Source organism: Enemella evansiae (assembly GCF_002250705.1).
GTDB classification, from domain to species: domain Bacteria; phylum Actinomycetota; class Actinomycetes; order Propionibacteriales; family Propionibacteriaceae; genus Enemella; species Enemella evansiae.
Genome location: NZ_NMVP01000012.1, coordinates 162,971 through 180,468 on the forward strand (window position 1 = coordinate 162,971; position 17,498 = coordinate 180,468).

Sequence of the window (17,498 nt, forward strand, 5' to 3'; positions counted from 1 at the left end):
GTAGTGGCCCCGTGGGGCCGATTCCCACCCACGCTCATCGAGCAGCTGACCCGGTGCGGTGAAGCGAAACCAGTCCCCACACGCTCATCGAGTAGCTGGCCCGGCGCAGCGAAGCGGAGCCGGACCAGCGTGTCGAGATGAACCCGGCGGTTTCGAGCGTCGGGGTACACAGAGCCCACACTCGTTGCAGATCTCTACACGGATCATCCCCGCTCACGCGGGGAGCACGGGGAGCACGGGCAGGGCTCGGCGTGGCGTACCGCCGCCCTGGGATCATCCCCGCTCGCGCAGGGAGCACCACTGCGGAGTGATCCCGATGATCCTGGCGGACGGATCATCCCCGCTCGCGCGGGGAGCACGATCACCACCCGCCGGTACGGACCGATCAGTGCGGATCATCCCCGCTCGCGCGGGGAGCACCTTCTGCGTCAGCGCGGCGTTGGCGCGTTGATCGGATCATCCCCGCTCGCGCGGGGAGCACGTGGGCGGGGTCAGGCGGGCGAACAGACGGTCCGGATCATCCCCGCTCGCGCGGGGAGCACCGGCCATGAAGAGCAAGAAGGCACTCCCCATTAGGATCATCCCCGCTCGCGCGGGGAGCACTCGATCCACTCGTCGCGCTCGTAGTGGTCACTGGGATCATCCCCGCTCGCGCGGGGAGCACTCGGCACGACGCTCTCGCTGCCGAGGCCCCTCGGATCATCCCCGCTCGCGCGGGGAGCACCCCTCGTCCTCGTAGCCGACCTCGGGGTACTCCGGATCATCCCCGCTCGCGCGGGGAGCACTGCCCCGTAGGTGGTGTTGTCCTAGGCGAAGGGGGATCATCCTCGCTCGCGCGGGGAGCACGGTCCGAGCTGGTCAGTTGATCGGCAACGTCGGGGATCATCCCCGCTCGCGCGGGGAGCACCCGCAGTGGACGGCCAGCGAGGGGCCAACCACCGGATCATCCCCGCTCGCGCGGGGAGCACGCCGTATCGGTCCAGCACCACCCACCATGCCGAGGATCATCCCCGCTCGCGCGGGGAGCACGTCGCGCGCGTGACCCGCTATCCCAGCGCAGCAGGATCATCCCCGCTCGCGCGGGGAGCACTCGGCGAGCATCGAGACGACCTCGGGGAGCAGCGGATCATCCCCGCTCGCGCGGGGAGCACAAATTGTTGTGCGACAGGGTGCACGAGACCGCGGGATCATCCCCGCTCGCGCGGGGAGCACAGGTGCGGGTTCTGCTATGCCACCCCCGCATCCGGATCATCCCCGCTCGCGCGGGGAGCACCTGCTGCGAGGAGATCGTCGCCGGCGTCCAGCAGGATCATCCCCGCTCGCGCGGGGAGCACGCTGAGCGGCTCGGACCGGCCCTCTCCCGAGTCGGATCATCCCCGCTCGCGCGGGGAGCACGGTCCAGCGGGGGCCGGGATCGTGGACCGGGGTGGGATCATCCCCGCTCGCGCGGGGAGCACCCGAGCGGCGGGTCGACGGGGTTGCCGATCTTCGGATCATCCCCGCTCGCGCGGGGAGCACCTCGTGCCCCTGCTCGGCGACCGACTCGAGTTCGGATCATCCCCGCTCGCGCGGGGAGCACTTAGCCAGGGTCTCCGCGCAGTTCTCGCCGAGCGGATCATCCCCGCTCGCGCGGGGAGCACATGGTGCAGCGCCGGCCCGCCTGGTCGAGGTGCGGATCATCCCCGCTCGCGCGGGGAGCACATTGGCGGTCTGGTGCGCCCGGCAGGTACTCCCCGGATCATCCCCGCTCGCGCGGGGAGCACTTGCTCCTGGGTGATGGGTGATCAGGTGAGGTCGGATCATCCCCGCTCGCGCGGGGAGCACTACCCAAGCAAGTACCCAAGGGTTAACCCAGCGGGATCATCCCCGCTCGCGCGGGGAGCACCGCTACCGCGTGACCGCTGCGCTCAGCTATGCGGGATCATCCCCGCTCGCGCGGGGAGCACGCCGAACACCTCGTTGCCGTTCCAGCCGTGGAGCGGATCATCCCCGCTCGCGCGGGGAGCACCGCCCTTGCAATTTCAGGCGTTCCGGTCACTGGGGATCATCCCCGCTCGCGCGGGGAGCACTTCAGCTCATGAATCCGGGTGGCCGAACTCGCCGGATCATCCCCGCTCGCGCGGGGAGCACATCGCTTGGGTGCCACCGCACTCGCCCGACTACGGATCATCCCCGCTCGCGCGGGGAGCACTGCTTGCTCGCACGAGCTGGCAGAACAGCGAGCGGATCATCCCCGCTCGCGCGGGGAGCACCGCCTGCAGCAATCCGATGCGCTGCTCGTAAAAGGATCATCCCCGCTCGCGCGGGGAGCACTATCTGATCCGCTCCGGCTCCGGGGACGACTGGGGATCATCCCCGCTCGCGCGGGGAGCACCGACTCAGGGTCATGTCACTCATTCCGTCCTCCGGATCATCCCCGCTCGCGCGGGGAGCACGCTCTGCGCGTACGCCAAAAAGTCCCGGCTCAGGGATCATCCCCGCTCGCGCGGGGAGCACGTCACAGAGCAGGCCCTTGCTGCCGTCGCTGACGGATCATCCCCGCTCGCGCGGGGAGCACGACGACACCCTCGGGGAAGGCAAGCACCCGGTAGGATCATCCCCGCTCGCGCGGGGAGCACGTCCACCCGCGGCAGCGCTTACGGTGGCTGGGGGGATCATCCCCGCTCGCGCGGGGAGCACTGAACCCGTCCAGCGAGCGCTGGACAACCTGGGGATCATCCCCGCTCGCGCGGGGAGCACGCGTCATTCGGCCCGAGACCGACGAAGATGGCTGGATCATCCCCGCTCGCGCGGGGAGCACATCCAGACGATGGTGGACCGCGCCGTCGCGAACGGATCATCCCCGCTCGCGCGGGGAGCACCGCCCGGCGCAAAGCCTGCGTGGTCGGAGATGCCGGATCATCCCCGCTCGCGCGGGGAGCACTCTCGTTCGTCTACGGCATGGCCTACGACACCGGGATCATCCCCGCTCGCGCGGGGAGCACATCGCGAGTTGGCGTCGCGCTTCGGCCTCAGCCGGATCATCCCCGCTCGCGCGGGGAGCACGTTCACGATGCCTCCAGTTCGTCAGCCAACGCCGGATCATCCCCGCTCGCGCGGGGAGCACGGCACCCAGCAGGCGGGCGGCGCGGTCGCAGCGCGGATCATCCCCGCTCGCGCGGGGAGCACAACCCGCGAAAACCGATGGTGACCTGGGGCAGCGGATCATCCCCGCTCGCGCGGGGAGCACGCCATCCTCGGCGTCGTCGGCGTCGTCGCCCCGGGATCATCCCCGCTCGCGCGGGGAGCACCAGTCCGCTTGGGTCGTGTGTCCCTGAATGACCGGATCATCCCCGCTCGCGCGGGGAGCACCCACCTCTGGCGCGATGACCAGTTCCTCAACGAGGGATCATCCCCGCTCGCGCGGGGAGCACGATGTTTCGACCCGGGCCGCGGTCCGCTTCGGGGGATCATCCCCGCTCGCGCGGGGAGCACATCACCCCGGCGCGGTCGATCGCCACCGAGCACGGATCATCCCCGCTCGCGCGGGGAGCACACTTCCTGACAAGGGGTTTCACCCTACTGGGAGACAGATCCAATTCACTTTCCCCGGCTCCGAAGCCGGCGAAACCGAGCAGCTCGAGACGAGAGCGGCTTGGCCCCGGTCGACTCCACGTTCGCCGGAGGCCGACGCATCAAAATGGCCCCGTCGAAGTCCTCAGGCGTCCATGCGTGCCGATGGTTGCGAATCTCCAGACCTTGTTCATTGCGCGCTGTCAGAACCATCAGCGCAGTGCCGTCACGGACCATGTCCAGGATCAACGCCCAGAGCTCCTCTCGAACCCTCGTTGACACCTTTCCGACGTAGACACCTGGCGCCACCTCCATGAGCCAACGAGTGAGATGGCCTCTCAGGCCCGAAGGGACCTTGCTCAGCACGATGACAATCAGAACTCCACCTCCGAATAGTCCACCCCGCCGGCCACATTCACCGCTTTGTCATCCCAGAGATAGGTCACATCCACTTCGAACTCCGATTGCTCCTGCGGCAACAAGAGATCCTTGATGTCCTTGACGCACCTCTCGATGATGTGCAGCTCGCGGAGCGCGTCGCGAGACCGTCGTCGGGAATCGCCGGCGACGTCCTCCGGTTCACTTGCCACCGTGTCGAACGCGATCGGAATCGTCGCATCCGCCTTGTACAGGTCGGCCAGGTCGTAGACGAAGGATCGGGCGTGTCCCGTGTGGACAAAACCAAGTCCAGGAGAACATCCAAGCGAGACAATCACGGCGTGCACCACACCGTAGAGACAGGAATGTGCGGCAGACAAGGCTTGATTGATCGCGTCCCCGGTCTCGAACGACTCGGGGTCATAGTCCCGCTTCGACCAATGAACACCAGTTCGTTCCGAGTTCTGACGATAGATCTGGCGTACTCGCGCACCTTCACGGCCTCGCAACTGCTGCATCGTCGCACGATCCACAGCTTCGTCAGGAAACCTGAGGCCGTACATCCGCCGAGCAACCGACAGCCGGCGGTCGCGATGACTCACTGCCTCGGCCTGCGCCTCGAGCAACCGGGTCGAACGGGCCAACGGGACACCATGCGCGTAGTAGCGAACCGCGTTCTCCCCGACCCAGACGGCAGTCGCTCCACACTGAGCGATCACCATCATCGCATGGTGGGTAATCCGTGTACCCGGCCCGAGCAGGAGCACATTCACACCCGCGGCGGGGATGTGCACCGTACCGGTCTCGTTCGTCGCGGTGATGGCGTTGGCGTCTCGGCTCAGTGTGCACCGTTCCAAGTAAAGAAAGGAAAGACGATCATCGATCCGGTTGAGCTGTCGGGCCGTTGGCGGCGCCGCCCCCGGAATCATGCTGGTCGGGCAAGTGTGACGAGACCACAACCGTAGGCCTTGCCGCGCCCCAGACCCTCGACCAGGACCGACCGAAGTCGTTCGGCATTCACGACTCGCAGCACACCTTCGAACGTGGCGTACGCCAGGGTCACAGATGCGTCCCCTCGCTTGAACTTCTTGACGTCCCGGGACGTCAGGCCAAACGTGCGTTCTTTGTCGGGCCCCAGGAGAGACACACCCATCCGGTCCTGACGGTCCAGCAACCACTGCGTCTGCTGTTCGACCGTCACGTGCGCGAAGATCTGTTTGCGCCCCGCATGGTTGCCCCGATGCGTCGGATTGACTGTGGCCCGGAACGCCCAGCTCTGATTCGGCGCCAGCGCGGCGAGCACACCGTCGTAGTTCTCCGATCGGGTCGTCGGTCGAGAAGGCCAGCCCGCCTGCTCTTCCAGGTGCGTCAAGTCCGGACGCTCTCTCGACACGATCCACAGCGAAGTCTGAGGCGAACTCATGCCATCCAATCGCCACAGCACCCGCCCTTGATCAACATCAGGAGGGAATCCGGAGAGCACCGCAGCGTGCATCGCTTGTGGTGATACCAGCAACTTCTTGGCGTCACGACGCTGCTTGTTGATGAACATACGGCTCAGGATCATGCGTACTCCTTCGCCAGTGACAACGGGTCATGCCCATCAGCAGCGGCAGGCGCAGTCCAACGTGGGTTGGGAACCTCGACCGAGGTGTCCACCACGGCGCGCACCGCATAGTCACGTCGCTCGGGGTCGAAACTCAGTGGCACGTCCTGAACCTGTCGCGCGGCAGTGAGCTCGGCGAAAACTCCCTCGTCCGCTTGTACGTCGAGGGTCACCGTGGGTTGTTTCATGCGTTTCTGATGCGGGACTCCGGCTTGCCAGGGTGTGGTATGCACCAGTTCCTTGACAGGTTCAGCCGAGACTGCGAGCACGATACGACCCTCCGGAACACAGGACCGACGGCCCAGATAGATGGGATAAGCGGGATCGGCGAGGGCCTCGTTCAATCCGTCGATCACCTCGTCTCGACCAGATATGTACGCGGTGTAGACCGCGTCCGACCAGTAGTACCGCTCCGACAATGGCATCGACTTCCCCGAGACCTGATGGTGGGCGGTGTGGAAGTCACGGAGCAGCTCACCGGGTTGATCACACCGAACGGCGAGTGACAACTCGAGAAGGTCCTCCAGCGGATCCTGGCGGCGCATTCCCTTCGCCGCCGCAAGCAGGCCGATCAGCCCGCTCTTGGTTGGCATCGCTTCGGTAGTTCGGCGAACAAACCTGCTGCGTACGCCCCAGCTCTGCAGTGGCCCTGCAAGTCGCAGGACCAAAACGCTCATGATGCGACTCCGGCTTTGCCTGCCCTCGCGGCGAGTTCGTCGAAGCTGACCACATCTCCGAGTTCCGCAAGCCTGGACAGGTCACCCGGCAATCCGCACACCAAGATCTCCTTGGGCTTCCGCCAGGTGTCAAAGACTTCACGGGCATGATCAGCCAGCTTCCCGACAGCGGGCTTCACATAACCGAGGGAGTCCTTCACAGGCTCTTCAAAGGCGCCGACCAGGCTGGCCGGCTGCCCCTCGGCGACGGTGACCAGGACTGCGGTCGGTCGGGTACCCGATGCAAAGGTGTTCTGCTTGCCACTGGGCATCGACTCGACGAACGCGCGGACGAAGGATTCGACAGCCATGGAGACCGCCTTCTCGTCACCCAGGTTGGTGGCGAGTTGGTCCAGGTTGACAGCTGCGTAGCGATAGAAGGTCGACGAGTAGAACTCGACGGTCCCGATCATCCCGGCCCCGGCCTCCTCAGCCGCCTCGACCACATCGTCCACCGCGGTGAAATAGTCAAACTCCGGCACGACTTCGTGCACGCCGATAGCATGGGCGACCTGACAGGCGGCGTCCACGTTGAGGTCGGGAGCATCTGCGACCATCCGCCCGAACAGTGAGATGTCGATCGAATGATCCGCATCCAGCAGGTTCTTGACTCCGGCCGCTTTGAAGGCAGCAACCAGCGCCTTGTCATCCCCGGCATCGGCATTTGCAACGATCACATCCGCGACTGCAGCGATCTGGCGCTGGGAGACGAACAGCAGGTAGCCGAGCTCGGCGGTACCGTCCGGCTCCCCCTTCTTACCCTTCTTGGGCTTGGGGTCGAAACCGGCGGCCTTCAGGGCGGACACTGCGAGAGACTCTGCTCGCTCCTCGAGGTCGCGGTCACGCTCCACCACGGCATCCATGAGCAGCTTGACCACTTGCTTGCTCCGACGACCAACATCCTTCGGATCGAGTTGGTCGTTGAAGTGTCTGCGCATTGCCCGCTTCCAGGACTGGGATGACACCCGGCCGCGTACCGCACCACCGTATGTGGCGGTCTTCGGCGCCCCGGTGTCGTCTCGGTTGAGATTCGCGGGCGGAACGTTCTGGATTGCGTGGATCTCGATATAGGTGGTCATTGTGCTGCTCCTTGGCTGGTCCTGCTGTTGTCGGTGGGGTCATCCATGTCATCAAGGGTCTGATTGATCGAGTCCTCGGTCAGGCGGTAGAAATCCCTTCCCCAGCGCCGCTGGACGTCGACGGCATGGCCGGGGACCTGGATCCAGTAGAGGTCTTCTGCCCAGTCGCCGTAGTTGAAACCGAACCCGGCCGTGCGAAGCTGGCCGATCAAGCCACGCGAGTGGGTGGTGATGCCCGCGAGGTTCCGGCTGGAGGCCAGTGCCATCATGCGTCGGTACGCGGGGCTTTCCTGCGGCGTGGCGCGGTTCTGAGTTGAAGCCAGCAGCCGCAGAGCCGATCCGAATGGCCGGTCCCTGCGATGCATGTGCGCACCCTTTGACTGCTGATGCATGGCCCACTGCGTGAGTGCCACATGCACCGCAACCTCGCGCCGACCAACCGGGGCGGCTGCACCGTCACCGAGTTCGGCCATCGTGTATTGCCAGATCTCGGGGATCGACCCGGGTGGTTTCCCAGCCCCGCGACGAAGCTGGGCGAGGGCTGCGCGCCCGGAAGGGGTCAGGCTGGCTGGGTCCGGGGCCAGCGAGACAATCCGCGCGTTCACGACATCGCGGCAGATCTTGTCAGCCATTTGCGGTCTCCTTCTTCGTGGGCTGGATCGTGGAGAGTTCCTTGCGGAGGTCACGCAGGAAGAACGAGTAAGCCTTGTGTGCGCTCAGATAGCCGAAGTTGGTCTGACGACCCCGGATAGCGGCCGGCCCGGCTCGATCGACGAGGATCCTGGCGTGATCTTGCATGATCCTCTGAACCTGCGTTTGCCAAGCACGCAGGACTTCCAAGGGATCGGAGTCGGCGCTGATCGACGCGACCCACGCGCGGGCCGGCTGGTCCAGGGCGGCCCACGCCTCTGCCATTGCGCGCTGCCGTGCCCCATCGCCGGCATCATCACCGCGCTCGCCCGCAGCCCTTGCGATATTCGCCGCCAACTGCCCGAGCGCCCGAACGCAGGTGTCTGCGTTGTCCACCCCGTCCGTCACCGTTACCTGCAGCTCAGTGCCACCGTCTATGAGCAACACTCCCGGGAGCTCCATCCGATCGTCAATGAGTTCTTCGATCACGGCCTTCTGCGGGCCGTACTGGATACCTACCGCCTGCGCCACATAGGTCGCATCCCGCTCGTCGGCAACTCTCACCGTGTCGGGAGTCTGGAAGCGATCGAACTTCGACCCATTGTCATCGATCTGCTCGGCACCTGCCGCGATCAGTGCGGGCAGCCCCCGCCACATGGCTCGACCCGCTTCGTGCTGGTTCGGCATGTACACGGGCCGGCCGAAGCTCTTCGACTGCGGCTTGGAATACCGCCAGGCGGTCATCGGCTCGATGCCCAGCATTCTCTGTGGGACGACCTTGTCTCCTTGGGCGAGCACCACCCCCCTCACACCTTCCCGATCACCCACAAGGCGTACTCGCCGAGACTGCCAGACAAGGGTCTGGACGGGTCCCGCGGGCATGCTCTCCTCCTCGCGCTCGGACGTGTGTGGTGTTGCCAGTGCCCACACCGGCCGATCATCGAGCGACTCACGGGTTACGGAGATGTTGTTCACCAGGGTCTCGCGCAGGTTGTCACCGTGCAGGACGATCCCACCGATCTGCCCCGCCCAGGACGGGCCGATCGGGTAACCCCTTCCTCCTTTGGACAGGATGTCGCCAACCGCACCGGACCTGATGCCGGATGGATCGAAGGCCTGGACGTGGACCAGCCACCGTGCCGCCTCCGCCGCCGAGATCTTGTCGAGTCCGCGACCGGCGCGGGTTGTGAAGAACGGGGAACCGTTCGGTACATCGGCGATCAACTTTTCCAACCCGGAGTGTTCGTCCTTGGTCGTGCGCAGACCGGCCACCTGCATGAAGGGCCGCTGCGGATGGAACAGATCGAACACATCGTGGTGTTCGATCAAGTAGTCCTGGATGCGGTCGAGGTCGATACCGGAATCGTGGAGGGATCTGATGGCCTTGTTCGTGTGCCAACCGATGGCGTCATGGCAGATGGCCAGTAACACTCTGAGAATCGCGAACCCCTGAGTCGGGATCTCACCGGTGATCGCGCGAATGCTGTCTGCTCTGGCGAAGAGTTGAGCAAGGGACAGTTCGTCGGGCCCCTCAGTGGTCTGGACGAGAACCCACGGTTCGTCAACGAGATTGAAGCTCATCAGGTACCTCTTCAAGTCCTCGATCGGGTGAGTAGTGCAGGTGGATCGGTTTGTTCGTGTCGGCAAAAATTGTGGTCTCCAAGACGTTGCTCCCTTCGTGGGTCTGGTGCATAGGAAGTATCGATTGCCCTTTGATGAGCCGATGCCGGGGCAGTACCCAACCCTTGACGACGCCCTTGTCAAGTGCGGTGATCAATGCCGTCAGTCGAACAGGGTCGATGGTCACCGAGGGAGGCAACTTGACCGTCCAGGTTGCGATGCGGTGTGCCAACTGGTCATCGGGGAGGCTGCTGGTGTCGAGCGTGCCACCATCCGACATCCAAGGCGGAACAATCGCACGACTTCCGTCTGGCTCAAGCGGGATCACGATCACCTCTAGGGAGGGTTTGGCGTCGCGCACCATGGCGCCGAGGTACGCCTCGCTGGAATCGGTCACGAGATGCAACCAGTGGCCGAGATTGTCACCTTCGCCGTCTTCGGGATCCCAGTCGCCAAGGGCGTACCGTTGGGCGTTCGCCTGTCGAGTCCGAACCTCGGCAGAGTGCTTCTCTGCAGCATCGGCCAACTCGGCAGCCTGTGCCTCATCACCGCCGAGGTCCTCACCCCCGAGGGCACGCTGCACCAACGGGGCAATGTCACCGGGGATCCCCAGCTCGCCCCCATGTTGATCGAGTACGCGGGCCGTGCGCAGCAGGTGATGGCCTCCGTACACGAACTTCGACCCTCCGGTGCCTGTCGGTAACGCGCCCGCTCTGTCCGCAATCAGGTACGCCCGTGCATCAGCGAGCCCCGCAGGACGCGTGCGCCACTGGTGTCGATGGAGTCTCCCGACGCGCTGGAAGAGCAAGTCCATCGGCGCCAGATCGGTGATCAGCACGTCGAAATCGACGTCCAGTGATTGCTCGACGACCTGGGTGGCAACGACGATCGACCGCTCAGGCCGAGTCCCGAGGCCCGCCCTCGGCCCGTAGAGTCGCCGAAGCTCGGCGTCATTCTGGGCGCGATCGACAGCCAGGAACCGAGAGTGGGCCAGCGTGACGGGAGCGATTTCACGCGTGCGCAGTAGATCGGCGATCCTCTGGGCGTCCTTGACCGTGTTCCGAACTACCAGTGCGCAACCGCCGTCGGCCAAGTTCTGTTCGAGCAGGTCCGCCAGGTGATCGTCGTCCTCGTCGATCCATTCCCATTGGACGCTGCGCGGGCGGGAACTGTCCTCGACCACCTGTGATGACATGCGCGTGCGAGCCGCGTCGATCCAGGTCAGTTGCGGATAACCCTCGGATTCACAGGTCGTGTCGACACCTGGGGCGTACGCCCGAAGCATGGCGTGTTTCCGCTCGGTCGTCAGCGTCGCGGACAGCAGGATGACGGGCACGCCGTAGAGCCCGAGCCAGCCGAGAACCGTGTCCAGGTAGACATTCATGAAGTCATCGCTGGAATGACACTCATCGATCACCACGACCTTGCCGGCAAACGCGAGGTGTCGAAGCATCAGGTGTTTCTGCTGCAGGCCGGCCATCAATAGCTGGTCGATGGTGCCGATTCCGAAGCTGGCGAGCAGGCGACGCTTGCGCCCCCGGAACCATTGATGCGCGACGGCATTGACCAAGCGGTCCGCACACTCGTCCTCCTCGTCGTGTACGCCTGCGGTTCCTCCCGACCGCTCTATCTCTCGCTCGAAATCGTCAAATGCGGTTACGTGGGCGGCATAGTCCTCATTGAGCGAGGCCTTCCCGTGAGCCAAGGTCATGGACCATGCCGGTACATCCTCGGGTGGCTGCGGGAGCTTTTCCAGCCACGGAAGCATTCTGCTGAACATGCCGTCGGTGGTGGCCTGCGTCGGAAGCGCTACGAACAGGCCTTGGGCGCCCCACTTGGCGGCCAGTATCTCGGCAGCGACGAACGCGGCCTCGGTCTTGCCCGAGCCCATCTCGGATTCGATGAAAAGGAGCCCGATGTCATTGTTGGACACCAGGTCGACCAGGTCTCGCTGCAGTGGCCGAGGTGTTCGATCCTCCCAGCCGTCGAAGCGTGACCGATAGAGTTCACTCGCCGGCAGGATCGGCACCGTCGGCGACCATGAGTGAGGCATGCCGACCTCGCCCCAACCCGCGTCCCAACGTTCGGCGCAGGTGTCTGGGCTCGGCAACTCCGGGCTCAGGTCGTCGTCGGTCATTCTGAGTGGGAAGTAGTCCTGATTGCTCGCCAACCAGTCGGCCATGATGACGAGGCCGCACATCCCTACCAAAGTGGGCAAGGGCACGGATACCCCATCCCACGATCGGAACCGATCGGAGACCCCTCGCTCGGCATCCAGCCAGTCGAGCAGCTCCGTCCTCACCCGACTCCACTCGTCCCCACCGAGGGCCGCCTTCCGTGCTCTCAACTTCGAGAGCCTCCCCGCGGCCGGGCGGCCGTGGTGGGCCCCGACGACTGACGCCAGTTGCTTGGCGAGTACGTCATCGATGTCGTTATCGCGGAGCCACTCCTCCAATGCGAGGTAACTGACCGTGGCATGGGGCAGGTGCTTTCGATCGTTCTTCAGGAGATCCATCACCGCGCAGGGCAACCCTTGCTGACGTGCCCGTTCAGCGAAGGTCTCCACCTGCGCGACGAAGACGGGGGAGGCCTTGCCAACATCATGGGCGGCGGCGAGGAACACGAACAGCGCCCGAGCGTCGATCTCTCCGCCCGGAAACGCCTCACCCCAACGAACCCGAATGCCGGGCGCCAGCCACTGATCCCACAGTCGCTCGGCCATCGCAGCCGAGTCGAGCATGTGCTGATTCAGCGGCAGCCACTCACGGGCACGATTTCCTGATTTCGCCCACACGCAGCGGGCTTGTGGGCTCAGACTGTCATCAACGCCTGCGAAGGTCTCGTCCATGAGATGTCTCCCGGGGGTGGGGGTGACCTACAGCATCGCCCAGTGCCAGCATCGACGTCAATGGCCTGGCAAAACTTTCTACTAAAGCCTTAGAGTTTCGAGAAGAAGCGGGATCATCCCCGCTCACGCGGGGAGCACTCTGACACCCGTGCGGTGGCCAAGCTCTCAACCAAAGCCGGGTCATCCCGCTCCACCACCCAATGCTGTGCACCTGGGCAGCGCAGGAGACCCTACTCGCCTGATCCTGAGGGATCATCCCCGCCCTCGCGGGGAGCACGGCCATCAACTCAGCCGGATACGAGGGCAGCATGGATCATCCCCGCTCTCGCGGGGAGCACCCCTCGTGCTGTGCTGATGCGTATTGCTCGTATGGATCATCCCCGCTCTCGCGGGGAGCACATCGCCGGGCCGTTGGCCTTGTCCTCGATCAACGGATCATCCCCGCTCTCGCGGGGAGCACCGGATCAACTGGTCGATGTCCTTGGCGGTCCGCGGATCATCCCCGCTCTCGCGGGGAGCACCTCCGGGGACCTCGGTGCTTCGCGGTAGATCCGCGGATCATCCCCGCTCTCGCGGGGAGCACCGGCGCGGCCGGGTCACCGATCGAGACCTGATAGGGATCATCCCCGCTCTCGCGGGGAGCACACATCGAGCAGCTCCCCGACTGGCAGACACTCAGGATCATCCCCGCTCTCGCGGGGAGCACGTGGTTCCGTGGCTCGCGTTCGTCGATGTGGGAGGATCATCCCCGCTCTCGCGGGGAGCACCCCCAGACCTGACCGACAACCCAGTCGGACGCTGGATCATCCCCGCTCTCGCGGGGAGCACACTTCCTGACAAGGGATTACACCATCTCCACGACGAACCTGAATTCACTTCTCGAATCCCTGCACCGCCACACCCGGTCGGTTTGGACGACACAGTGGCATACCGACCCCATCCGGCTCGCGCACCCGAAAGACGGCAGGCTGGCCAGGCCGTCACCGATCAGCTCGCCCAGCTCGCCCAATCTAGTCTTCGGCCATGAGCCTGGTCCCGGTCGACCTCGACAATCCCGCGAACCTCAATCACCGCTGGGCGTCATTGGCTGCGCTGTACGCGGCTCAGGGATATGACGACACGTACGGCCGCGGGCGGATCCGGCACTGTCACGACGGCGGCGGCAACTGGGCCCGGATGGCGCTCCTGCCGGGTGGGCGAGCGATCCTCTTCGGCAGGGATCATGAGTACAGCGAGACCTACTGGGAGGGATCCGCCGAATACTTCGAGGAGCCGGAGACCGACCTGCTCACCGGTACACCCCAATGGTGGGGCGAGGCGCTCAACGAGCACCGCGAGGGCGGTGAAGAGGACTGGATCGGTTTCATCTACGGCTGGGAGAACGGCCAATGGTTGCGCGCACCGTACGACGTCGACGACGGGTTCGAGGGCGTCCTGCCGTCCAGGGACCACGACTCCACGGTGGAGCACATCACCGAATGGCTGACCGAGCTCGCGGAACCCTCGACGGTCCCCGATCGCGGCGCGATCGAGAAGTTGGTCCAGGCCGGCCCCGAGGTGACCGTCGAGCAGCTCGCCGCCACGTTCCCATCGCACTGGGACCTGGACGCCGGTGTCACCGCCGCGCGAGCCTTCCGCCTACCGGAGTGATCCGCCCGAAAGCTCAGCGCACCTCGCGCAACAGCGGTACCACGCGCTCACCGAACGTGGTGGTGATCTTGCGTACCACCTCGTACGGGTGGCCGAATGGCAGCGCGAGGATGGCCTCGTCGGCAGCCTGCAGTGCCACATCGCCGGCGAGGAACTTGGCGACGACCTCGGGAGCGTCGGCGACGACGCGGCCGAACATCGCGCGACGGCCGCCCAGCGGGGCGCCGCCCTCGCGGAGCATCGCCTCCTGACGGGTGCGGTCCCGATCGATCAGATATTGGAAGTCGACCAGGTCGCGCTGATCGGTCACCGGTAGCACCTGCCGGCTCGCCGACACATGCCCGTCCCCGTGCCCGGCCTCCCGGCTCGCGGCCCGATAGGCGTCGATCACCTCGAGCTGCAGTTCCTCGAAGGAGCGCCCCGTACCGTCGGTCGGCGCCAGGGTGGAGACCTGCAGTCCGATCCCGAGCCGGCCGGCCATCTCGGCGCTCGTCACCGAACCCGCACCATAGGCGAGCCGGGAGCGTACCGTCGGCGCCTGCGGACGCACCACCAGCTCGGTGCCCTCGTCCTCGGTCTCGAAGAACTCATCGGCCACCGAGACGACCTCACCGTCGAGGAATGAGATCACATCCCCGAGCGTCGCATCGACCTTCTCCCGGACATCACCCACCGCACCGAAGGCGCGCACGTTCACCGCGTCCTGCTTGGCGTACCCCGACCCCATGCCGATGTGCAGCCGCCCACCGGTGAGCAGATCGGTCGTGGCGATGTCCTCGGCGAGCCGGCCGGCGTTCTCGAACCGCAGCGGGATCAGCGCGGTACCGAGCCGCAGCGCACTGGTCCGCATGCCGACAGCGGCCAGGAAGGGCAGGGGTGCGGAGAGGTACGCCTGCAGGTGCCGGTGCCGCACGTAGCCGGCATCGAGCCCCATCCCCTCGGCGCGCTGGAAGAGGTCGATGCCGTCGTCCAGGCCCTGGGAACGCGTCCCGCTGCGCGCGATCCCGGTGTGATCCACGAAGGCGAGGAAGCCCATCGCCTTGTCGCCGATCGAACCGGACGCGGCCGCGGGTGCTGGTGTCGTCTCGACATCACTGGTCATGGAGGAGGAACACCCGGGTCGAGTGAGTTTGTTCCGAACCGCTGACCTCAGTCAACCTGTCCTGGCCGTGCCATACCTGAGGGCGGTCAGCGCATGGCGCTCTGCGCCGAGTAGTGAACGACGACCGCCCCTCCGGTGGCGTAGTTGGCAACGTCGGCAGCGACCTGCCTGCCTACGGCGGACTGTCTCGACTCGATCATCGCTGCCTCGTCTGCGAAGTCCGCCTCGAACACAGCGAAGTAGGGCGTTTCGCCCACGGTTGATGCCACGTCGAAGCTGTAGCGGCATGCGAGCAACCCGGGCATCTGTCTGACCAGGGGTAAGTGGTTATTCACGTAGTACGCGCGGAACTGCTCGGGATCGACGGGTTCGGGATACAGGACCAAGAGTTTGTGCATCAAGACCTCCGATCGATTGGTCGCTTCTCATCGTGGGGCGGATGGCCTCCGCCGCCCAAGCCGCGGTCGATGAAGTCGGTCAGGTACTCGACGCTGTCCGCAACGTTCGCATCCCAGTGGAATGCGTTCTCGGCTTCGAGCTGAGCAAATCCGTGGACGGTGCACCGCACGGTCCGCACTGCGTGGTCGAGGTCGGCTTCGGCGATGTCGTAACCGGCCAGGGCGGCACGCAGGCACGTCACCACTCGGGTGGAGGCGGCCAACAACGGATCACTCTGGTCTCCCAGCTCCTCGCGCAAGGTGGCCGCATACATGCCCGGATGCGACCGAAGGTAGGTGCGCGTACTGGCGAGAATCGCCCGAACTGCGTCCTTACGGGAGGAGCCTTGTATTGCTTCCTCCAGCAGCTCGGCCATCTGGTTCATCCCGCGCACGGCAATCGCGTGGCGCAGGCCTCCCAACCTGTCAATGTGCTTGTACAGCGCGGGTGTTCGCACACCGAGGCGTTCGGCCAGCGAGGCCATACTGAGACTGTCGAGGCCGACTTCGTCGGCCAGTGAGCAACCGGCTTCGACAACGGCAGCAGTGGTGAGTCCGGCTCTAGGCATGCAGGGCATTCTGCAGGAAAGCGATCGCCGCATCGGCGGTCTGTTCGGGGTACTGGGCGTGCGGGTAGTGCCCGGCTCCATCGATCATCGCGATCCGCCCGACGCCGGGCGGCATGGCCTCCACGATGCCGGCGGCTTCTGCGGGAGGATCAGCGAAGTCGGAGTCGTCGGTACCCATGATGATCAACGCAGGACAGCGGACCTCGGCCAAGGACTCCGCCGCGTCCGTCGGCCGCGACTGCAGCATCGCGCGTGCCGCAACCATTCGGCCCGGCTCTCGCAGGTTGTCCAGAAGAGCCGGGAGCCACTCGTCCCAGTCAGCTGGCTTCACCCCGGGATAGGCGACATCCAGGTACTTCGCCCACGTTCGCACACTTCCGGAGATGGCGAATCGCGCGAGGAGCAACGCACCCTTGCGGTAGGCGTGATCGTTGCGGATCAGCGCCCCCAGGCTGAAGGACGGTGGGCGAGTGAACGGTCCGATCTCGATGATCGCCCGGACCAGGTCGGGGCGGGTTGCCGCCGCGATCGTCGCCGATCCGCCGGAGAAGGACTGCCCGACCAGGACGGCGGGTTCGTCCAGAGACTCGATGACCGCTGCCAGGTCGTCCGCCGTGTCGCTGCGGCTGTAGGACGCCCACCCCGTGCTCGACTCGCCGTGACCGCGAAGATCAACCGTTGCCACCCGATATCCCGCGTCGACAAGAAGAGGGACCAGAAATCGATACGTCGCGCGGGTGTCCCCCAGGCCCGGTGACAGGACCACCAGTGGACCAGAGTCGGGACCCTGGAGCTCGGAGGCGATCCAACCGGTGTCACCGCGGCTGACATATCGGACATCTCGCATTTCGTTTCAACTCCTTGGTTACTCCCTATCACTTTTAAGTTAATGCTATTATCCAGATGACGCAACTGGCAATGGCTGAGAGCGAAAGACAGCAGGCCCTTCTCGTTGTTGCGCTCACCCGCCTAGGACCGCGAGAGTGGCGCGGCCCGGCGTACCACTTCCAGCTCGTCGTCGGACACCACCGCCCACGGCTGCCCCGGATCGAGCGGGCAGGAGTAGCGACCGTCAGCGGTCAGGAAGCCGTAGACGCCACCGCTCATCTCGGCCGGATCGAACAACCACGGTGGGTCGGCGTACGGGGCCCCCTCGCTCGCCAGCCAGGCCACCTCGGCACCCTGCTCCACGATGGAACCGAGCATCCGGCGCAGCTCGGCCTGCCACGCGTCACCGGTCAACCACGCGGCGACCGGTACGGTCCAGATGCTCACCTGCCACCCCTGCCCGGTGAGGTCGTGACGACGAGC

Annotated in this window: 14 protein-coding genes and 2 CRISPR repeat arrays; of the genes, 1 reads left to right on the top strand and 13 read right to left on the bottom strand. The window is 65.4% G+C overall.

Features of this window, described 5'->3' with window-relative positions:
- Positions 1-200 precede the first annotated feature (200 nt).
- A CRISPR array of direct repeats spans positions 201-3,535; the repeat unit is 28 nt; unit sequence GGATCATCCCCGCTCGCGCGGGGAGCAC.
- Positions 3,536-3,579: 44 nt separating this feature from the next.
- Genes cas2e through BI335_RS09445 form a run of 8 tightly spaced genes read right to left on the bottom strand, consistent with a single transcriptional unit; the run spans position 3,580 to position 12,429 of the window.
- A complete protein-coding gene (gene cas2e, locus BI335_RS09410; protein ID WP_229119524.1) occupies positions 3,580-3,918 on the bottom strand; it encodes a type I-E CRISPR-associated endoribonuclease Cas2e in 339 nt (112 codons plus the stop codon).
- Positions 3,919-3,926: 8 nt separating this feature from the next.
- Positions 3,927-4,859, bottom strand: a complete 933-nt coding sequence (gene cas1e, locus BI335_RS09415) for a type I-E CRISPR-associated endonuclease Cas1e (protein WP_094430533.1) — start codon at positions 4,857-4,859, stop codon at positions 3,927-3,929.
- Positions 4,856-5,497 carry a type I-E CRISPR-associated protein Cas6/Cse3/CasE gene (gene cas6e / locus BI335_RS09420; RefSeq protein WP_094430535.1) on the bottom strand — a complete coding sequence of 214 codons (642 nt, stop codon included), beginning with the start codon at positions 5,495-5,497 and terminating at the stop codon, positions 4,856-4,858. Before cas6e ends, cas1e begins: the two co-directional genes overlap by 4 nt.
- Complete coding sequence (cas5e, locus tag BI335_RS09425) at positions 5,494-6,213, bottom strand: type I-E CRISPR-associated protein Cas5/CasD (RefSeq protein WP_229119525.1); 720 nt, start codon at positions 6,211-6,213, stop codon at positions 5,494-5,496. The genes cas6e and cas5e overlap by 4 nt, the downstream gene beginning before the upstream one ends.
- Positions 6,210-7,331, bottom strand: a complete 1,122-nt coding sequence (gene cas7e / locus BI335_RS09430) for a type I-E CRISPR-associated protein Cas7/Cse4/CasC (RefSeq protein WP_094430539.1) — start codon at positions 7,329-7,331, stop codon at positions 6,210-6,212. The genes cas5e and cas7e overlap by 4 nt, the downstream gene beginning before the upstream one ends.
- On the bottom strand, positions 7,328-7,963 hold the full coding sequence (gene casB, locus BI335_RS09435) for a type I-E CRISPR-associated protein Cse2/CasB (protein WP_094430541.1): 636 nt from the start codon (positions 7,961-7,963) through the stop codon (positions 7,328-7,330). The genes cas7e and casB overlap by 4 nt, the downstream gene beginning before the upstream one ends.
- Entirely contained in the window at positions 7,956-9,542 is a 1,587-nt protein-coding gene (gene casA / locus BI335_RS09440; protein ID WP_094430543.1) for a type I-E CRISPR-associated protein Cse1/CasA, read from the bottom strand. The genes casB and casA overlap by 8 nt, the downstream gene beginning before the upstream one ends.
- Positions 9,523-12,429, bottom strand: coding sequence for a CRISPR-associated helicase/endonuclease Cas3 (locus BI335_RS09445; protein ID WP_094430545.1), 2,907 nt, complete (start codon positions 12,427-12,429; stop codon positions 9,523-9,525). Before BI335_RS09445 ends, casA begins: the two co-directional genes overlap by 20 nt.
- Positions 12,430-12,678: 249 nt before the next feature.
- Positions 12,679-13,257: a CRISPR direct-repeat array (repeat unit 28 nt; unit sequence GGATCATCCCCGCTCTCGCGGGGAGCAC).
- 195 nt (positions 13,258-13,452) lie between these two features.
- On the opposite strand from BI335_RS09445, the gene BI335_RS09450 reads away from it, so the two are divergent.
- On the top strand, positions 13,453-14,079 hold the full coding sequence (locus BI335_RS09450; RefSeq protein ID WP_094430547.1) for a hypothetical protein: 627 nt from the start codon (positions 13,453-13,455) through the stop codon (positions 14,077-14,079).
- A gap of 13 nt (positions 14,080-14,092) precedes the next feature.
- Here the strand turns inward: BI335_RS09450 and BI335_RS09455 are convergent, their stop codons facing one another.
- The 5 genes from BI335_RS09455 to BI335_RS09475 form a co-directional block, all read right to left on the bottom strand.
- Positions 14,093-15,181 carry an LLM class flavin-dependent oxidoreductase gene (locus BI335_RS09455; RefSeq protein ID WP_094430549.1) on the bottom strand — a complete coding sequence of 363 codons (1,089 nt, stop codon included), beginning with the start codon at positions 15,179-15,181 and terminating at the stop codon, positions 14,093-14,095.
- An 86-nt stretch (positions 15,182-15,267) separates the two neighbouring features.
- A complete protein-coding gene (locus BI335_RS09460; RefSeq protein WP_094356564.1) occupies positions 15,268-15,579 on the bottom strand; it encodes an EthD family reductase in 312 nt (103 codons plus the stop codon).
- A complete protein-coding gene (locus tag BI335_RS09465; protein ID WP_166646814.1) occupies positions 15,579-16,187 on the bottom strand; it encodes a TetR/AcrR family transcriptional regulator in 609 nt (202 codons plus the stop codon). The genes BI335_RS09460 and BI335_RS09465 overlap by 1 nt, the downstream gene beginning before the upstream one ends.
- On the bottom strand, positions 16,180-16,953 hold the full coding sequence (locus BI335_RS09470; RefSeq protein WP_208109280.1) for an alpha/beta fold hydrolase: 774 nt from the start codon (positions 16,951-16,953) through the stop codon (positions 16,180-16,182). The genes BI335_RS09465 and BI335_RS09470 overlap by 8 nt, the downstream gene beginning before the upstream one ends.
- A gap of 203 nt (positions 16,954-17,156) precedes the next feature.
- Entirely contained in the window at positions 17,157-17,462 is a 306-nt protein-coding gene (locus BI335_RS09475; RefSeq protein WP_094356567.1) for a hypothetical protein, read from the bottom strand.
- Positions 17,463-17,498 lie beyond the last annotated feature (36 nt).

Bases quoted from the DNA above. Each gene is read 5' to 3' on its own strand.
- cas6e (WP_094430535.1), bottom strand. From the start codon at position 5,497: ATGATCCTGAGCCGTATGTTCATCAACAAGCAGCGTCGTGACGCCAAG.
- cas5e (WP_229119525.1), bottom strand. From the start codon at position 6,213: ATGAGCGTTTTGGTCCTGCGACTTGCAGGGCCACTGCAGAGCTGGGGC.
- BI335_RS09455 (WP_094430549.1), bottom strand. From the start codon at position 15,181: ATGACCAGTGATGTCGAGACGACACCAGCACCCGCGGCCGCGTCCGGT.
- cas7e (WP_094430539.1), bottom strand. From the start codon at position 7,331: ATGACCACCTATATCGAGATCCACGCAATCCAGAACGTTCCGCCCGCG.
- BI335_RS09460 (WP_094356564.1), bottom strand. From the start codon at position 15,579: ATGCACAAACTCTTGGTCCTGTATCCCGAACCCGTCGATCCCGAGCAG.
- BI335_RS09450 (WP_094430547.1), top strand. From the start codon at position 13,453: ATGAGCCTGGTCCCGGTCGACCTCGACAATCCCGCGAACCTCAATCAC.
- casB (WP_094430541.1), bottom strand. From the start codon at position 7,963: ATGGCTGACAAGATCTGCCGCGATGTCGTGAACGCGCGGATTGTCTCG.
- BI335_RS09465 (WP_166646814.1), bottom strand. From the start codon at position 16,187: ATGCCTAGAGCCGGACTCACCACTGCTGCCGTTGTCGAAGCCGGTTGC.
- casA (WP_094430543.1), bottom strand. From the start codon at position 9,542: ATGAGCTTCAATCTCGTTGACGAACCGTGGGTTCTCGTCCAGACCACT.
- BI335_RS09445 (WP_094430545.1), bottom strand. From the start codon at position 12,429: ATGGACGAGACCTTCGCAGGCGTTGATGACAGTCTGAGCCCACAAGCC.
- cas1e (WP_094430533.1), bottom strand. From the start codon at position 4,859: ATGATTCCGGGGGCGGCGCCGCCAACGGCCCGACAGCTCAACCGGATC.